The organism is Enterococcus sp. M190262 (genome assembly GCF_005843965.1).
Classification (GTDB): Bacteria; Bacillota; Bacilli; order Lactobacillales; family Enterococcaceae; genus Enterococcus_D; species Enterococcus_D gallinarum.
The window spans coordinates 235,887-254,374 of sequence record NZ_CP040461.1 but is presented as its reverse complement, the minus strand read 5'-3'; the positions used below and the strand labels follow the sequence as shown (position 1 = coordinate 254,374).

Annotated in this window: 15 protein-coding genes and 1 pseudogene; 13 read left to right on the top strand and 3 right to left on the bottom strand. The window is 41.1% G+C overall.

The window, feature by feature from the left end; genetic code table 11:
- The first annotated feature begins 6 nt into the window (after positions 1 to 6).
- The 7 genes from xylA to FE005_RS01125 all read left to right on the top strand — a co-directional run bounded on the left by xylA (position 7) and on the right by FE005_RS01125 (position 7,929).
- Positions 7 to 1,314: a xylose isomerase gene (xylA, locus tag FE005_RS01155; protein ID WP_003125594.1), complete on the top strand. Its 1,308-nt coding sequence runs from the start codon at positions 7 to 9 to the stop codon at positions 1,312 to 1,314.
- 532 nt (positions 1,315 to 1,846) lie between these two features.
- Positions 1,847 to 2,653, top strand: coding sequence for an alpha/beta hydrolase (locus tag FE005_RS01150; protein ID WP_138371151.1), 807 nt, complete (start codon positions 1,847 to 1,849; stop codon positions 2,651 to 2,653).
- Between the two features lie 296 nt (positions 2,654 to 2,949).
- Positions 2,950 to 3,975, top strand: a complete 1,026-nt coding sequence (locus FE005_RS01145) for a LacI family DNA-binding transcriptional regulator (protein ID WP_081131946.1) — start codon at positions 2,950 to 2,952, stop codon at positions 3,973 to 3,975.
- Between the two features lie 233 nt (positions 3,976 to 4,208).
- A complete protein-coding gene (gene rihC, locus FE005_RS01140; protein WP_138371150.1) occupies positions 4,209 to 5,126 on the top strand; it encodes a ribonucleoside hydrolase RihC in 918 nt (305 codons plus the stop codon).
- Between the two features lie 11 nt (positions 5,127 to 5,137).
- On the top strand, positions 5,138 to 6,508 hold the full coding sequence (dcuC, locus tag FE005_RS01135; protein ID WP_003125600.1) for a C4-dicarboxylate transporter DcuC: 1,371 nt from the start codon (positions 5,138 to 5,140) through the stop codon (positions 6,506 to 6,508).
- Between the two features lie 4 nt (positions 6,509 to 6,512).
- On the top strand, positions 6,513 to 7,013 hold the full coding sequence (locus FE005_RS01130) for a GNAT family N-acetyltransferase (protein WP_138371149.1): 501 nt from the start codon (positions 6,513 to 6,515) through the stop codon (positions 7,011 to 7,013).
- 37 nt (positions 7,014 to 7,050) lie between these two features.
- Positions 7,051 to 7,929, top strand: a complete 879-nt coding sequence (locus FE005_RS01125; RefSeq protein ID WP_202617027.1) for a ribokinase — start codon at positions 7,051 to 7,053, stop codon at positions 7,927 to 7,929.
- Positions 7,930 to 8,077: 148 nt separating this feature from the next.
- Here FE005_RS01125 and FE005_RS01120 read toward each other — a convergent pair whose 3' ends face one another.
- Entirely contained in the window at positions 8,078 to 9,169 is a 1,092-nt protein-coding gene (locus tag FE005_RS01120) for a substrate-binding domain-containing protein (protein WP_096710731.1), read from the bottom strand.
- Between the two features lie 200 nt (positions 9,170 to 9,369).
- Between FE005_RS01120 and FE005_RS01115 the strand changes: the two genes are divergently transcribed.
- The 6 genes from FE005_RS01115 to FE005_RS01090 all read left to right on the top strand — a co-directional run bounded on the left by FE005_RS01115 (position 9,370) and on the right by FE005_RS01090 (position 15,834).
- Entirely contained in the window at positions 9,370 to 10,257 is an 888-nt protein-coding gene (locus FE005_RS01115; RefSeq protein ID WP_138371148.1) for a carbohydrate ABC transporter permease, read from the top strand.
- Positions 10,258 to 10,270: 13 nt separating this feature from the next.
- The gene (locus FE005_RS01110) at positions 10,271 to 11,137 is read left to right on the top strand and encodes a carbohydrate ABC transporter permease (protein ID WP_003125605.1); all 867 of its coding nucleotides are present in this window, start codon (positions 10,271 to 10,273) and stop codon (positions 11,135 to 11,137) included.
- Between the two features lie 18 nt (positions 11,138 to 11,155).
- Entirely contained in the window at positions 11,156 to 12,415 is a 1,260-nt protein-coding gene (locus tag FE005_RS01105) for an ABC transporter substrate-binding protein (RefSeq protein WP_113849334.1), read from the top strand.
- Positions 12,412 to 13,455 carry a glycoside hydrolase family 76 protein gene (locus FE005_RS01100; RefSeq protein ID WP_138371147.1) on the top strand — a complete coding sequence of 348 codons (1,044 nt, stop codon included), beginning with the start codon at positions 12,412 to 12,414 and terminating at the stop codon, positions 13,453 to 13,455. The genes FE005_RS01105 and FE005_RS01100 overlap by 4 nt, the downstream gene beginning before the upstream one ends.
- 207 nt (positions 13,456 to 13,662) lie before the next feature.
- Positions 13,663 to 14,952 (top strand): glycoside hydrolase family 125 protein, encoded by a 1,290-nt coding sequence (locus FE005_RS01095; RefSeq protein WP_113849336.1) that lies wholly within the window; start codon positions 13,663 to 13,665, stop codon positions 14,950 to 14,952.
- 12 nt (positions 14,953 to 14,964) lie between these two features.
- Positions 14,965 to 15,834 (top strand): ROK family protein, encoded by an 870-nt coding sequence (locus FE005_RS01090; protein ID WP_138372178.1) that lies wholly within the window; start codon positions 14,965 to 14,967, stop codon positions 15,832 to 15,834.
- 189 nt (positions 15,835 to 16,023) lie between these two features.
- On the opposite strand, the pseudogene mgrA reads toward FE005_RS01090, so the two are convergent.
- Positions 16,024 to 17,021 (bottom strand): annotated as a pseudogene (mgrA, locus tag FE005_RS01085) (L-glyceraldehyde 3-phosphate reductase).
- A gap of 177 nt (positions 17,022 to 17,198) precedes the next feature.
- Positions 17,199 to 18,413 carry an amidohydrolase family protein gene (locus FE005_RS01080; RefSeq protein ID WP_029486464.1) on the bottom strand — a complete coding sequence of 405 codons (1,215 nt, stop codon included), beginning with the start codon at positions 18,411 to 18,413 and terminating at the stop codon, positions 17,199 to 17,201.
- Between the last annotated feature and the right edge of the window lie 75 nt (positions 18,414 to 18,488).

Here is an 18,488-nt window from a genome sequence, read left to right as displayed (position 1 = left end):
ACCAAAATGAATTATTTTCCAACGATTGATAAAATCAAGTATGAAGGTCCAGAAACGGCCAATATGTTTGCTTTTCGGCATTATGATGCAGAAGAAGTAGTCCTAGGCAAGAAAATGAAAGACCATTTACGGTTTGCGATTGCCTACTGGCATACTATGACACAAGATGGTTCAGATCCTTTCGGAGCACCGGTCAATCAGCGCACTTGGTTCGGTGAAACGGAAATGGAAACCGCGAAAAATCGAGTAGAAGCATTCTTTGAAATTTGCGAGAAGCTAGGCGCTGAATTCTTCTGTTTCCATGATGTTGATGTAGCACCAGCTGGTGAAACTTTAGAGGAGTTCTTCCAAAATTTAGATGTGATCACAGACCTGATCAAAGAAAAGATGGATCAAACAGGCATCAAATTGTTATGGAACACAGCCAATATGTTTTCTCACCCACGATTTAACAACGGTGCTGCTTCAACGAACAATGCAGAAGTCTATGCCTATGCAGCTGCCCAAGTCAAAAAAGGGTTAGATATCTCTAAAAAACTAGGCGGCGAAAACTACGTCTTTTGGGGTGGTCGTGAAGGGTACGAAACGTTGTTGAACACAGATATGAAATTCGAACAAGACAATATTGCCCGCCTATTTAAAATGGCAATTGCTTATGGAGAAAAAATTGGTCACAAACCGCAATTTCTATTAGAACCTAAACCAAAAGAACCGTCGAAACATCAATATGACTTTGATGCCGCAACGACGATGGCCTTTATCCAACATTATGGCTTAGAAGGCGACTTCAAGTTGAATCTTGAAGCCAATCATGCAACTTTAGCTGGGCACACATTTGAACATGAAATTGCTGTTGCTCGTAGCTATAATGCATTAGGATCTTTAGATGCTAACCAAGGAGATATGCTTCTAGGATGGGACACCGATGAATTTCCAACGAATGTTTTTGACTCAACGCTGGCATTATACGAAGTATTGGAAAATGGCGGTATCGCACCAGGCGGGATCAATTTTGACTCCAAAGTCCGTCGTTCATCTTTTGAAATGGAAGACTTGCTATTGGCACATATTGCTGGGATGGATACCTATGCACGAGCATTGAAAGCCGCAGCAAAAATCAAAGAAGATCGTTTCTTAGATGAATTGAAGGAAAAACGCTATGCCTCATTTAACGTAGGGATCGGCGCAAAGATCGTGGCAGATCAGGAGGATCTTGAAAGCTTAACGGATTACGCATTGGCACATGATCAAGTGGAGCTGGAATCTAGCCACATTGAATACGTGAAATCTCGTTTGAATGATTACTTGATTTAATGAAATAGGCTGTGACATAAGCCGAAACAGATAACTACCTAATTGCTACCAGAGAAGTCAGCAAGTTATGGCTTTTTGAGGCAAATCGACCATTTTCGTCAGGAGACGACCGTTCTGATCGGGTAATTATTTGTTCAACTTATGCCACAGTTTTTTTTATGAAAAAAACAAAAATCTGTTATGTATGATTGAAAATATGATACGATCATATGTAATCGTTTTATTGTGATTGCTGGGAAGGATTATGAACAGGTCTTACAGCAAATGGGATTCTTTTTCCTCGGGATTTTCATGGGGCGATTGCTGCCGCGTACCAGATTGAAGGAGCCTGGAATGAAGGGGCAAAGGACTTTCGATCTGGGATACCTATTCTCAAATTGTCGGCAACCCCTTTGAAAAAATCAAGAGAAATTCTCCATCGATCGTTCCTTGACTTGACAAGTAACTACAGCTGGTCTAAAAATCTAGTATACTCATCTACAAATCAAAGAACCAGTTGTTAGCAAAATTATCATGAAATGAGGCAATTACTATGATCCATGAAGTGATCCAACCGTTTTCTAAAAGTGAAGCAACGCTTACTACCTATGTGATTGACAACTCTGAAGAGATGGAGCAGGATCGGTTGCGACCGGCAATCATTATTTGTCCTGGCGGAGGCTATGAGTTTTTATCAGACCGTGAGGCTGAACCTATAGCAATCAAGATGATGAGTTTTGGGTTTCAGGCATTTGTTCTCCACTATAGTATCAAGCCCCATGTGTACCCATTAGCATTGCAAGAGCTTGCTGCGAGCGTTCAATTGATTCGCCAAAATCATTCACAGTGGCACGTTGATCCAGAGAAAATCATTGTCGCGGGCTTTTCGGCTGGTGGGCATTTAGCAGCAAGTTTGGGCGTATTTTGGCAAGAAGACTTTTTAACAGAAACATTGTCAGGAGCCAATCACGAATGGCGCCCAAATGGGTTGTTGCTAAGTTATCCGGTTCTTTCAAGCGGTGAATTTGCTCATGAAGGGTCTTTCCGTGCTCTTTTAGGAAACCGTTATGAAGAACAAAAGGCGCAGCTTTCCCTTGAAAAGCAAGTAAGTCGCAACACACCACCAACATTTTTATGGCACACATTGGAAGATGGTCTGGTACCGGCAGAAAACAGTCTCTTGTTTGCAAAACAACTGCGTAAGTTTGACATTCCTTATGAATTACACATTTTTCCTAGAGGTGGGCATGGTCTAAGTCTCGGAACCAAAGAAACGGCCAGTGGTGGCGAACACGCCATTGAAGACTCGGTGGTTCGTTGGCCCGAGCTCTTTGCCGATTGGGTTCGATTTAATATTTAGTTAGAACCAAGATCACTCACGCTAAGAATGATTAAACTAAGGAAACGTGTAAAAGAACAGGAACGGACTTCTCGAAACCCAAAAGAACGTCCGGTCATTGTTATGTTTCATGGGTGCTGTATTTTAAAAACGCAATAGACGCTCTTTATGTAGGCGAATTCCAAATACTCATGTCAGAAAAAATAGCCAATCGTTTGACTCTGAATGTCTTACATAAACAGAGCTATGATAGAATAGAGAAAGGACGATCCTTAAGGACTGGCGTAGAATAAAACAGGAAAGCGAGGAGAAGAAGAGTGAAGATCCGCTTGAAAGATATCGCTGAAGAAGTAGGCGTCTCGATCGCTGCTGTCTCACAAGTCTTAAATGACAAACCGATTCGCATCTCGGAAAAGAAAAAACGCTTGATCAAACAATTAGCGAAGGAAAATAATTATTCGCCTAATATTGCGGCAAAAAGTTTAGTGCTAAACAAAACAAATACGATCGGATTGGTCATACCAGACATCAATAATCCTTTCTTTGCACAATTAGCAAAAGTACTGGAAGACCAGTTGCGAAAAATTGGTTACCTTTTGATTTTAGTCAATTCAGATGATCACTTTGCGGCAGAGAAAGAATTGATTCAATTATTGATCGATCGTAATGTGGATGGACTGTTACTAGCCCTTTCGAGTGAATCTTATACGTACGAAGAAGAGTTGAAAGAGTTTTTAAGCAGTATTTCTGTACCATTGGTGCTGGTTGATCGAGGGTTGGATAATTTTCCGGTTGGACAAGTGTTTTATAATAATCGACAAGGCGGCTATCTTGCGACCATGGAATTGATCAATAATGGCCATCAAAACATTGGTATTATGATGAACCCCGATAAAAATATCAACTGTATTTATCGCTACCAAGGATATCTGGATGCTCTGAAAGAAGCGCAGCTGCCCCAGCAAGAAAGCTGGCGGGTGGTCACAAAATTTCAGTTTGAAGATGCCTATGACAAAGCAGACCAGCTTTTGAACAATCAAGCAATCACCGGTATCGTGGCGGGAAATGATTTGATTGCTTTAGGGATCATGAAAAGAGCCAAGGAGTTAGGAATCAATATTCCAGAACAAATGTCCATCGTTGGCTATGATAATTTGATTTTAAATGATTTATTAGAAGTACCACTTACTTCTGTCGAACAAGATGTGACAGTTCTGGGAGAAAAAGCAGTTACCTCTTTATTATCAGCGATGAAAGAACAAGCGCCGCGTTATCTTCAATTGACGCCAAAAATCGTACGAAAAAAAAGCGTTGGCAAACGGTTGGAATCAAAGATAGAATGAAAAAGGTAATCGTTGTGTTTATATCAGGAGGTAGCTGTTTAACTGATCAACACAACGATTGTCTAGGTTAGAATTCAGCGCAAATTTATGGAAAGCTTTTTTGTATTCGATATTGACAGCGCTTTACATAAGTGGTATTCTTTGGGAGAACAAATGATAAAACGTTTTATCAAACGTTTTTATTTTTAGCTAATTGATAAAACGTTTTATCAAAAAACGAAAGGGGTTTACTTATGAACAAAGCAGTAATTATTGATACGGATCCGGGAATTGACGATGCAGTAGCATTAGGAATTGGCTTGTTCAGTGATCAGTTAGACGTGAAATTAATCACGACAGTTGCTGGAAACGTAGGGATCAAATATGTGACGGAAAATATGTTGAAGTTGCTGACTTTTTGGAACTTGAAAATTCCTGTGGCCCAAGGCGCAGCTGGACCTTTGCTTCGTGAAGTAAAAGATGCCAGCGATATTCATGGTGTAACAGGAATGGCAGGGTACGAGTTTCCAACACCAAATCGCAGTTGTTTATTGGAAGAGAGTGCCGTTGAAGCCATGCATCGCACATTGATGGCTTCTGCAGAAAAGATGACGATTATCGCAATCGGACCACTGACTAATATTGCACTTCTTCTTAAAACGCATCCTGAAGTCAAAGAAAGAATTGAAGAATTGGTTTTAATGGGTGGTGCGCTAGGCAGAGGAAACTTTGGTATTTTGTCAGAGTTCAATATCGCGATTGATCCGGAAGCAGCCAAAATCGTTTTTGAAAGCGGTCTTTCGCTAGCAGTCGCACCATTAGATGTCGGGTTGAAAGCACTGGTTTATCCTGAAGACAGCGAAAAAATCAAAGACATGAATCAAACTGGAGATATGATGTACCACCTTTTCAAGAAATATCGAGGTGGAAGTTTTGGTACCGGATTAAAAATGTACGACAGCTGTGCTTTAGCTTACGTTCTTTGTCCGGAAATGTTTGAGATCAAAGAAACCTTTGTCGCAGTAGAAACAAAAGGGGAGTATACTTCTGGCGCTACGATCATCGATCTGAACAATAAACTTGGCAAAGAAAAGAATTGCCGTGTCTGTGTCGATGTCGATGAGAATAAATTCAAGGAATGGTTTTTACATGCAATCAGTCAGTGTAAATAGGAGGGGAAAAAATGATTGAAGCAATTTTAGTATTAGTTGTTTTAGGTATCGTTGGTTATTTTATTATTAAGAGTTATAATCCAGCGCTTATTTTGATTATCGGTGCGATTGTCTTATTAGGTGCGTCGGTGGCATTGGGAAATCCTCTCTATCCTGAAGGAGAAGGAACTGGTCTGGCTTTCTTTGATATTTTTCTGAAACTGAAAGACACGATCATCTCACAAGTTAGCTCAGCAGGATTAGTGATCATGATTTTATTTGGCTATTCCGGCTATATGAATTTGATTGGTGCCAATCAAAAAGCGGTCAATATCTTAGTCAAGCCAATGACCAAAATCAAATCCAAAGCGTTGTTTATACCGATTGTTTTCCTGTTAGGAAATTTGATGTCTCTAGTTGTTCCAAGTGCCTCTAGTTTAGCAATTATTTTAATGGCTATTTTGTATCCGCTCTTACAAGGTATTGGAATTTCATCAATGACAGCAGCAGGGGTCATTGCAATGACCGCAACGATCATGCCAACACCATTAGGAGCAGACAATGTGATTGCTGCACAAACGTTGGATTACAACATTCTGACTTATGTGCTGTATCATGCGAAGGTCTCGATCCCAACCTTACTTATTTTAGCTGTTGTCCACTACTTCTGGCAAACGTATTGCGATAAAAAGGAAGGTTCAGAAGCGTTTGTCGAGATGAAAGAAGTTGAAAGTGCGGCGGATGAAAAAGTTGTCCCGACATTTTATGCCATTTTGCCATTATTACCTTTAGTCTTGATCATTATCGTTGGAATTATTGGTATTTTTAGAGAAAATGTGACGATGGACATTTTTGTTTTGACAATGATCTCATTCTTCGTAGCATTGATCATTGAAGGGTTCCGTAAGAAATCATTTAAGATTGCCCAAGAAAGTGCAGTCGAACTGTTCAAAGGAATGGGACAAGGTTTCAGCCAAGTCGTTATGTTAGTAGTCGGGGGTTCCTTATTCACCACAGCGATTCAAAGTCTAGGCGTGATCGATTCTTTGATGAGTGCGGTTGAAAACTCTCAATCTGCCGGTGTTCTAACCACATTGATTTTCAGTGGCGCGACAGCATTATTTGGTATTTTGAGTGGTGGTGGATTAGCCATGTTCTATGCTGTGATCGAGCTGATTCCCAATATTGCCCAAAAAGCCGGCATCGATGGTATCTTGATTGCGCTGCCAATGCAAATGATTGCTAACTTAGCGCGGACGATTTCACCAGTTGCAGCAGTTGTCATGATCGTTTCGTCATCGATTGGTGTGAGTCCGGTTCGTTTGCTGAAACGGACCAGTGTTCCTACGATCATAGGAATTATCCTAGTAGTTGTCTTGTCGCTGTTGTTACTGCCTTATTGATTTGATGGATAAGTTAATATATGCATGCCATGAAGAACTGGATGAAATTTGGCAGTTGTTTGTTGATGCAAAAAAAAATATGGAGACACAGGGGATCTGCCAATGGACAAGCAGTTACCCTGATAAGGAGATCGTCAAAACAGATATCTGTAAAAAACAATTACTGATTCATAAAAATGAATCAGGAGAAATCGTTAGTGCAGGAACCCTTAGTCCAGAATTTTTGGCGCAAGAAGAGAGTCATGGGTATAATGAACATACAAAATGTATCCAAAGGCTCGTGACAAAAGCATCAGAAATGGGGAATGGGTTGGGCTCGGCTTGGGTGAAAACTTGTCTAAGAGACTTTTGTAAAGCAGGGGATGCCATTTATTCTCTGACCAACCATACGAATAAGCCGATGCAGCACTTATTTGAGAAAACCGGTTTTTCTTTGATAGAGACAACTTCTGTTACGGGTCGCGAAGCGTTTGGCCCGTTCTATATATACAAAAGAAATAGGTGATTTAGTGGGTAAAATAGCAGTTTTGGGCAGTGTGAATATGGATATTGTTATCACGACTGGGCGAATGCCAAAAATTGGCGAAACGATCATAGGAGATCAAATTGATTATTTTGTCGGCGGGAAAGGGGCCAACCAAGCAGTTGCAGCCGCCCGTTTTGGCGGAACAACGACATTCTTAGGAAAAATTGGTCAAGATACGTTTGGGGAAAAAGTCTATCGACACTTAAGTGAAGAGCAACTGGATGTCCAGTCAGTTGCACAAGAAAAAAATATCTTTACTGGTATCGCAAGTATTTTTAAATTACCGCAAGATAATTGCATCACTGTAATCTCCGGTGCCAATGGACTGGTAGATCGTGAATATGTAGATCAAATAGCTGATAAAATCATAGAAAGCGATGTTTTGCTGGTACAAATTGAGATTCCGGTAGATACGCTTCGGTATGCGTTACAGCTCGCAAAGGAAAATGGCGTGACAACACTACTGAATCCCGCACCTTATCATGATATCGTAGGGGAATTACTGCCTTATGTCGATATCTTAACGCCAAATGAGACGGAATTTGCCGCATTGATCGGTAAAGAATTGATCCCTGAACCTGAAATCGAAGCAACGATTCTAGCTTGGCAGCAAACGCACGCTACCAAATTGGTAGTGACACGAGGCAGTCAAGGGGTAAGTTTCGTTGATTCCGGTAAAATCGTGACCGTGGCATCAAAGAAAGTGACCGTCGTTGATACTACCGGTGCAGGAGATACCTTCAATGGTATCTTAGCGGCTGCATTAAGTGATGGGGTGCCATTTAAAGAAGCGGTCGTTTTAGCGAATCTTGGTGCAGGACTTTCTGTTCAAAAATTAGGTGCCCAAACGGGGATGCCTACAAGAAAAGAAGTCGCAGTCATCGAGAATAACTAAAAGGAGGACTGTCTAGTTTAAAGAATGACAGCTATCCCAATAAACACACCTCCGTTCTGACTCGTTCAGCGAGTCAGAACGGAGGTGTGTTTTTTTGTCTATTTGTAGTCGGATCGCTAATGTACTGCTTCGATAGAGGAACAGACGATCATCTAGAAATAACGGAATCTCCTTCAATCAACCGATAGCCGAGGTTGATCTTTTCAATCGTATCAGGATGAGCAATTTTTGTCAGTAAAAGATCAATGGCATGCTTGCCGATGGCTGTTTGGTCTTGCTCGATATGAGTGAAAATAAAAGCATTCAAGTCAAAAATGTTGACGGTAGGATGGTCAAAGCAAACAACTGAAAAGTCATGTGGGACTTGCCTTCCCAATTGTTCAATCGCACTCTTGGCAAGTAAAGCAATATTGTATTCTGTGGTAAAAAGAGCTGTGATCTCTGGGTTCTTTTGAAGAAAGGCCACGATAAGTGCCACATCATCTTCGATCTTGCGAGAAGAACTGGGGACCACAGAGTCGATCCTCGACAAAATTTGCTTTTGGCTGACAGCCCGGTTGGCATCCACATGCGCAGAGAGAAAACCATTGACTCGTTCATCAATCGTTGAAACACTGCTATCGGAAGTAATCAAGCCAATCTTGTCATGGTGTTTGGCAAAGAGATAATTTGTCAATTCTTTTGCAGCAGCAAAGCTATCCGTTTGCACACTGCAGATCGGCAAATTTGCCATCAGACGATCAATTACAACGATCGGGAAATTTTTAGAAATCAATTCTAAGATTTTTGGCGAGGTATATTCTGATGATGTCGGCAGTAGGATCAAACCCTGAATGCCCATTTCAATCAATTCTTGGATCAACTCATTTTCGCGATCAGGATCACCATAACTGATCTTGACGATGAAATTGATTTCTTCAGCATTTGTTTCTAGAACTGTTCGCAGTATTTGAGCGCCAAAAAAGTCTGTAAAGTTGGTGATGATCAATCCGAAAATGAGTTTGTTCGGAACAATGTCTGCCTTCTTATTTGTGACAACGACAGAACCTTTTCGAGGCTTTCTGACAATGTAGCCATCCTCTTTTAACAGATCCAGTGCTTTTTTGACCGTGATCGTACTAACACTATAGGTAGTTGATAATTCTTTTTCAGTAGGCAGTGTGTCATTGATTGCGACAGTGCCTGTTTCGATTTGATGTTTCAAATCTTCATAAATCGTTTGGTACAAAGGTTTACTCATGCATGCGCCTCCATTTCTCAAAAAATAAAAGAACTATTTATGTATATATTAAATATATTATATTAATAAAGCAAGCAGTTTAATCAAAAAAACTTTTTATGAAACCGTTGACATATCCTTTTTAATTCTATATAATTCGCTTGTAAAGATATTTAATATATTAAATAGTTTTATATTATATTTAATAAGGGGGTTAATAAATGGAGTTAGGAAAGAAAAAGAGAGGGATCAATGAACAGCAAAACATTGCCTATGTATTTATTCTGGTTCCTGTTCTTCTACTAGTTGTTTTTGCAATTATCCCGATAGTGATGGCACTTTTCTATAGTTTTACCGATTATACGATCATTGAAAGCCCCAATTGGATCGGTTTAAAGAATTTCACGCGTATCTTTCAAGATGAATTTTTCTTTATTTCATTAAAGAACACTATCGTCTACACCTTACTGTATGTGCCATTGGGATTAGTCGTCTCTCTAGCAGCCGCCATGTTGCTGAATCGCAAAATGAAGACCACCAGTCTTTTCCGAACATTTTTTTACTTGCCAGTCTTATGTTCATCGGTGGCTACAGCAACCATTTGGTATTGGCTCTTAAATCCACAGTATGGTTTGCTCAATCAGTTGCTTGGTTTGATTGGAATCAATGGTCCAGCTTGGCTGTATAGTTCCAATTGGGCGATGACTGCAATCGTCATTATGAGTGTCTGGATGAGTTTTGGCCGAAACATGATGATTTTCTTGGCGGGTTTACAAGGGATCAATCCTGCTCTTTATGAAGCAGCAGATATTGAAGGCGCAAATGCGTGGCAAAAATTTAAGAGTATCACTTGGCCCCAATTATCCAAAACAACATTCTTAGTTAGCACACAATTGATCATCGGCGCTTTCCAAGTATTTGACCAAGCCTATATGCTGACAAAAGGCGGACCTGGAAATTCCACAATCACCCTTGTTTACTATATTTATAATAAAGGATTTGGTGGACTAGAAATGGGGTATGCTTCTGCGCTGTCATTTATCTTGTTCATGATCATTTTCATTTTTTCACTGGTGAATATGCGTTTGACCAATACAGAAACAAACTAAAGGAGAAAAAACGATGGCTAAAACAAAACATATGCAGTCATTCATCTGGTATTGCTTGGTGATTCTGATCAGTTTGACAACGGTTCTGCCGTTTATCTGGACCTTGTCGACATCCTTTAAATCCGATAGCGAGATTCTCAGCGGATCGATGCAAATCATTCCAAGCCACTTTACTTGGGATCATTATAAAGAAGTTTTTGAAACGATGCCTTTCTTAAACTATTTAAAAAATTCATTGATATTAGCACTTGGGGGTGTAGCGACAAATTTATTTTTTGGTTCATTAGCTGGTTATTCTTTTGGTCAGCTGAAATTCAAAGGGAAGAAACCAATCTTTCTCGTTTTTCTAGCTTCAATGATGGTTCCAAGTATTGTCACAATGATTCCAACCTTTATTGTGCTTCGCGGATTCCCGTTGGCTGGAGGGAATGATCTAACTGGTACTGGTGGGTTAGGATTGATCAATTCCTATTGGGCAATCCTGCTTCCCGGAGCAGCAGGAGCGTTCTCGATTTTCTTTATGAAACAATTCTTCGAACAATTACCAAAAGAACTCGGAGAAAGTGCTCGAATCGATGGTGCAAGTGAGTTCAAGATTTTCTGGAATGTTTATTTTCCGCTAGCAAAACCTGCTTTGACAACGCTAGGTATTATGACTTTTCAAGCAGGCTGGAATGCCTTTATGTGGCCGATGATTGTCTTGAATGCAGATGAGATGAAAACGGTCCAAGTTGGACTGGCAGCTTTCCAATACAACTACAATACAAATTATGGTCCATTGATGGCAGGAACGATTTTGGCAACACTACCTGTTTTAGTTCTATTCATTTTTGCACAACGAAATTATGTACAAGGCATGGCAGATGCCGGTATCAAATAAAACGAAGGAGTGAATGTGATGAAAAACATAATCAAAGGATTGCTGTTAGTAGCAGCGATGACAGTGTTAGGTGCATGTGGTGGAGGCAATGATCAGGCAAGCAATGATGGAGCTGGCGGAAAGCAGAAAATCACTTTTTGGGGTTCTTGGAGTGGTGACCAAGTCGATCAGCTCAATCAATTGATCGATCAATACAATGATAGCCAAGACAAATACGAGGTAACCTACAAAGTTCAAGACAACGTTGAAGAAAAGCTGCTGACCGGAATGGCGGGTGGCGAAATTCCAGATGTTATCTTGTGGGATCGCGTCAATACAGCGATGTATGCCAAAAAAAATGCCTTATTGGATCTAGATGATTTGATCAAAAAAGACAATGTAGATATGGGCGATTTTTATGAAGAAACTGTCAAAGAAATGCAATACGACAATAAACAATATGGAATCCCACTTTTAGTAGACAACCGCTCTCTCTTTTATAACAAAACATTACTGAAAGAAGCTGGAGTAGAACCACCAAAGACTTGGGATGAGTTGTTGGATGTTGCGAAGAAAACAACAAAATGGGATGGAAAAACGTTAGTGCAAGCTGGTTTTTCTCTTGATGACGTTGGATTGTTCAATATGTGGTTGCAGCAAGCTGGCGGAACCATGCTGAACGCTGATAATACTGCCACTGCTTTTAATTCTGAGGCAGGAATGACCGTTCTTGATTTCTGGGATCAATTAATGAATCAAGCGAAGGTCTATCAACAAGGATTTAATGATGGCTCTGATGCATTTGCAGCTGGTAAAGTTGCGATGACCTATAACGGACCTTGGGCATTAGCAGATTATGATAAAGTGGATGGCTTGGATTATGGGGTCGTCCCTCCAGTAACTGGACCAAATGGGGACAAAGGGGCGTTGACGGGTGGCTTTGGTTTAGTGATTCCCAAAACGGCCAAAAACCAAGAAGCTGCTTGGGACTTTATTAAATGGTGGACGACCAGCCCAGATATCGGTGTCGAGTTTGCAAAAATTTCCACTTGGCTACCAGCAAATATCGAAGCAGCGCAAAATACCTACTTTACTGAAAATGAGAAGTACAAAGCTTTTGTGGAAACCATGGATTTTGCTAAAATTCGACCAACTGTTATGGGGTATTCCGATGTCGAAAAACTAGCCCTTATTCCACAATTAGAAAATGTCTTTTCTGGAAAAACAACGCCGCAAAAAGCACTAGAAAATGCTCAACAACAAGGTGACAAAATATTGAAAGAAGGATCAGGAGAATGACCGATTTTAACAAGTATGCCGATCTTGCACAAACAAGTATCGATTATTTCTATCAAGCAGCTTCCAAAGAACAATTTATGAACAACGTTTATCCATTGCGGGATGAGAAAGAAAATGAAACCTTCAATTACTGGTGGATCGCGCATTTAGTGGATGTACGCATTGATGCTTATCTGCGGACCAACGATACGGCTTACTTGCAACAAGCAGAAGAAACCTATCATTACAATAAAGCAAGAAACCATAACACATTGCTGCATGAATTTTATGATGACATGTTGTGGAACGCATTAGCTGGATTACGTTTGTATGACTTGACTAAGAAAAAAGAATACCTAGCTGACGCCCGAGAAGTATGTCTGGATATTTTTGATACTGCTTGGAATGATCATATGAATGGCGGATTTGCTTGGAAACGCACGCAGCTTGACTATAAGAATACACCTGTAAATGCACCAATTATTATTCTAGCATTACGTCTGTATCAAGTTGAAGCCAATGAACGCTATCTGACTACAAGCCAACAGACACTGGAATGGATGAAAAAATATTTGGTACAGCCGGACACACAATTCGTAGAAGATGGTATCAATCGTAACGGCGATGGCAAAATCGATGTGCAATGGCAATTTACTTACAACCAAGGGGTCTATATTGGAGCATTGATAGAATTTTATCATGTGACTGACGATATTTCTTATTTAGAAGATGCAATCACTTGTGCCAAAACATCCTTTGAAGTTATTGGTAAAGATGGGGTCTTCAATGATGAAGGAGATGGTGGTGACATTGGATTGTTCAAAGGCATTGAATACCGTTATTTGAATCTCTTAGTCAAAGAAGCAGAAAAAGTGGGCTTAGACATAGCCTCCATCAAAGGATTTGTGACATCCAGCTGTGAACGCTTGTTAGAGCATAGTCAGAAGGAAGGACATCTGTTAGCTTACCGAGACTGGTTAGTCGCAGAAATTCCAACTAGTGTTTTCTTGTCTGACCAATTATCAGGGGTCATGGCATTAGAAAGTGCTGCAATCATTTAAAGTTTGAAGAGAAATATCAGTAGACAAAGCGAAAGAACTGGCAGCAGATTTTCAAGATCAGCGAAGGTTGGTTCATTCTTAGCAAATCGGGCATCGGATGGAGGATTGAACAGTCTTGAACATCAACTACCCGAAGCTTTTCGTTGCAGAAAGACCAGCGGCTTTGTCTACTTTTGTCGGCTCTTCTTTGTAAAAGGGGAAAAGAAGATGGGATACAGCGAAATACCGAAAGTAATTAAGAGTTTTATGGAGAAAATCACGTTGCTTTGTGGCGAAGACCATGCAAATTGGGCGGAAAACTTTAATGCGGCATTTGCCAATACCGTATTAACCACTGTCAAGAAGCAAGAAGATGGCAGTACCTTTGTTTTGACAGGTGATATTCCTGCAATGTGGCTGCGAGATTCAACCGCTCAAGTCCGTCCGTACCTGTGTTTAGCAAAAGATGATCAAGAACTGTCTGATATGATTGCCGGATTAGTCAAAAAGCAATTTATGTTTATCACTATCGATCCTTACGCCAATGCCTTCAATGAAACAGAAAATTTTGCCGGACACCAAGATGATCTAACCGAAATGAACGGCTGGATCTGGGAACGGAAATATGAGATCGATTCATTGTGCTATCCGATCCAGTTAGCCTATCTACTTTATAAAAACACCGGGCGCACCGATCACTTTGATAAAAACTTTATTGAAGGGGTCAAAAAAGTCCTAACCGTCTTTCGGACAGAACAAGATCACGCGCAGTCACCATATCAATTTGAGCGCCAAACAGAACGTCAAGAAGATACGCTGAAGTTCGCCGGCAAAGGAACCCCAGTTGCTAAAACAGGGATGACTTGGTCAGGATTTCGTCCAAGCGACGACGCTTGTGTCTATGGCTATTTGATTCCGTCAAACATGTTCGCTGTTGTGATATTAGGTTATTTGGAACTGATTTTCTCCGACATTTTAGATGTGCCTGAATTAGTGGCCGAAGCAGCCGATTTAAAGCAAGAGATCCAAGCGGGGATCGAAAAATATGCGTATACGACGAATCAAGCTGGCGAAACGATCTATGCCTATGAAGTGGATGGGTTAGGCAATGCCTCTGTCATGGACGACAGCAATGTACCTAACCTGATTTCTGCACCTTATCTAGGCTATGGCTCCATGGAAGATCCAACTTATCTAGCTACGAGAAAAACACTTTTAAGTGACGAAAATCCTTATTACTATCAAGGCGAATTTGCTAGTGGGATCGGCTCATCTCATACGCCGCATAATTTTGTTTGGCCGATCGCGATGGCGATGACTGGATTGACGACACCAAACAAAGAAGAAAAAGCCCAAATTTTAGATCAGTTGGTAGCGATCGATGCAGGAACGCATTTGATGCATGAGGGTATCAATGTCAATGATCCAACGGATTACACTCGTGAATGGTTTTCTTGGGCAAACATGATGTTTTGTGAGCTAGTAATGGATTATTTCGATATTCGAGTAGAAAAGTAGGGATAGACAATGATGTATGGAGGCATAGAAGCAGGCGGAACAAAAATGAACTGTGCAGTAGCGGATCAAGAGGGGAAGATTATTGCTTCACAGCGAATCGCTACGAGAGAACCCGCAGAAACACTGGCCGAAATTTTCCGATTTTTTGATAGGTATGAGCTGTCCGCGATGGGGATCGGCAGCTTTGGTCCAATCGGATTGGATCCCAAGCAAGCCAACTATGGGCATGTTTTGGCAACACCTAAAGCGGGATGGCAAAATTTTGACTTTTTGGGGACGTTAAAACAACGCTATCCGATTCCAATGGTTTGGACAACAGATGTCAATGCAGCGGCCTATGGGGAATTAAAAAAAGGGGCTGCTCAAGACTGCGATACCTGTATTTATCTGACGGTGGGGACTGGGATCGGTGCCGGTGTAATCGTGAATAACCAGTTATTCCAAGGCAAATCTCATCCTGAAATGGGGCATATCCGGATCAAACGGCACCCAGAGGATTCATATGTCGGCACTTGCCCTTATCATCAGGATTGCTTTGAAGGGCTGGCTGCCGGTCCTTCCATCGAAGCACGAACGGGGCAAAAGGGAGAGACTCTTCTTGAAAATCATCCTGTATGGGAGCTGCAAGCCTATTATATAGCGCAAGCATTGGTCAATTATACATTGTCCTTTGTACCAGATAAGATTATTTTAGGCGGTGGTGTCATGAATCAGACCCACTTGCTGTCAAAAATCAGAGAACAATTTTTGTTGGAACTAGGGGGCTACATTTCGATTCCAAGTGTAGAAGAGTACATTGTTCCATGGCAACTAGTGAATGAAAGTGGCATCAAAGGCTGCCTGCAATTAGCCATTGATTGGCAAAAAGAATCAATCAACTAAAATGTAGCAAAAAATGTAGCAAAAAAGAACCAAACGACCGTGAGGGTTATTGCATCGAAGCATTAATAGCTTCTGGACAATACACACTGCGGTCGTTTGATTTCTTTGTTGTTTGAAATGAAGTTTCCGCCATTTTACTCAATGCGGGGCAGTTCCCCCATGGGAAAGGCCAGCGAGCAAATCAAACGCTTATTTCTTTAAAAGCACTAAAATTTCGTCGATCTTTTTTAGTTCTTCAGCAGAAAAAGTTAATTGGTCCAAAGCCCGGACATTTGCTTGTAGTTGACTCAAACGAGAAGCACCAATCAATACGCTAGCAACAGTCTCTTGACGCAACAGCCAAGCTAATGCCATTTCTGCCAAACTTTGTCCTCGCTCTTGAGCAATATCATTCAATTGTCTGACTACATTTAAGGTTGGAGCTACACGATCTTCTGTCAAAAAAGGACTATCTGAGCGATGCGCTCGAGAGTCTTCGGGAATACCATGCAGATAACGATCAGTCAATAATCCTTGTGCCAGAGGGCTAAAGACGATCGCACCTAATCCTTCCTCTTCTAAGACAGCTGTTAATCCATCTTCGATCCAACGATCAAACATATTGTAGCGAGGTTGATGGATGATAAAGGGGGTTCCTTGATCCTTCAAAATCTTGGCGATTTCTTTTGTTTGTTCTGCAGAATAATTGGACACACCAACATAGAGGGCTTTTCCTTGCCGTACTAACAAGTCCAGTGCATGAGCCGTTTCTGCCAATGGTGTGTCTGGATCTGGGCGATGATGGTAAAAAATATCGACATAATCTAGGCCTAGACGTTGCAGGCTTTGATCACAGCTGGCAATCAAATTCTTCTTAGAACCCCATTCACCATAGGGACCAGGCCACATATAGTAACCAGCCTTTGATGAAATAATCAATTCATCCCGATAAGCCTGTAAGTCTTCTTTTAAAATGCGGCCGAAATTCTTTTCTGCCGATCCTGCAGGGGGACCATAGTTGTTGGCCAAATCAAAATGGGTAATGCCTAGATCAAAGGCTCCTAGGATCGTTTCCGCTGTTTCGCAATTGGATCTGTATCACCGAAGTTGTGCCATAGACCAAGGGAAATTGCAGGAAGTTTTAAACCTGATTTTCCGACACGGTTATATGTCATGCGTTCATATCGTTGCATATTTGCAGTATACATGGTAATCCCTCACTTTTTGTATTCGCTATCATAAGTAAACCGAATAATCGGATCAGCGTCAAGCGAAATCAGCAAAAGAGAGGTGACCGAATCATTTTTTGTGCAACCATTGATTCGTAAAAAAGCCGATTTCCTACATTTCTGTAGCAAATCGGCTTTTTTGTCAGTAATTATTGGTTATGCGTTGTAGATTGGTTGTCCTTTAAAGAAACTGCAGCTGACGTGACCTTTGCGGGCGACAAATTCAGCCGTTGAAGAAACAGGGGTCAAAAGAAAATCAGCAGAATCGCCAACTTTTGGCCATTGTTGATTTCCTTCTTGATCTAATGGCACTCTGCCATCTGTTACCAAGCCTAATGCCTGGGTCAATGCCTCTTGTGATTGAACGCCAAAAATCTCTAAATAACGAGCGAGCTTTTCTTGCAAGGAGCCGTCACCCAGTGATGACCAAGAATCATAAATATTGTCACAACCAATGTGAACAGCAACCCCATAACTTTGTAATTCTTTAAGGGGAGGAATCGTTCCCTGACTGATTGGAATACTTGAAACGATATGAATGTCCTGATCTGCTAAAGCTTGAAAAACTTCTGTGCGTTCAGCTCCTTCAAAATCATTTAAGCCAAAGGCATGGCTGATGAAGACATTGCCTGCCATAGCATATTCTTTGGTCAGCCGAATGATTTCTTTGATCGTTGCACGACCGGCTTCTTTGCGGTCATGCAGATGAATGTCTATGCCAACATTGCCTTTTTTTGCCAGCTCAAAGGTTGTTTTTAATGATTGCTGATAATCTTGATCTAATGTATAAGGATCGACCCCACCAATGAATGCAGCTTTACCAGTAGTTAATGCTTCTTCGATTAATGCGACGGCATTTGATCGCAGCAGACCGTGTTGCGGGAACAAAACAAGTTCCGAACCAAATGGTTTGTCAGCAAGCAATTCAGTTAGTGCATCAAAATAGCGCAGTTCAGTCATTGGTTCAATATCAATATGGGAGCGAAAGGACACGACACCATGAGGCAATTCCAAATCGATCAATTGTTGTGCCCGTTCTTTAATCGAAAGAGGCAATGCATCCAATTGAGGAATCTCTGTTTCAAAACGTTCTACTAAGTTGGCTGCCGGTGTGACAGGACGCCATGGAGTTCCTAATTTGCTTTTATCCAAATGGCAGTGTTTTTCAATCAAGCCGGGTAATAATAACTGGCCTTGACCATCGATAACAGTTATTCCTGGCGTGTCTTTCCATTCATCCATGGGAAGGATCTCGGTAATTTTTTCTTCACTGATCCCAATTGCCGCCCGTTTGGTTTGGCTGCCAGAGGTCCAGCCATTTTCTTTGATGTAGCTTGTTTCCATTCGAATATTTGTTAGCCATAAATCCAAGTAATCGCCTTCTTTCAAGTTTGTTTCATGGTACCATACTCTGTCAGAAGAACCAAAGTAGATGCCCCTCCCAGC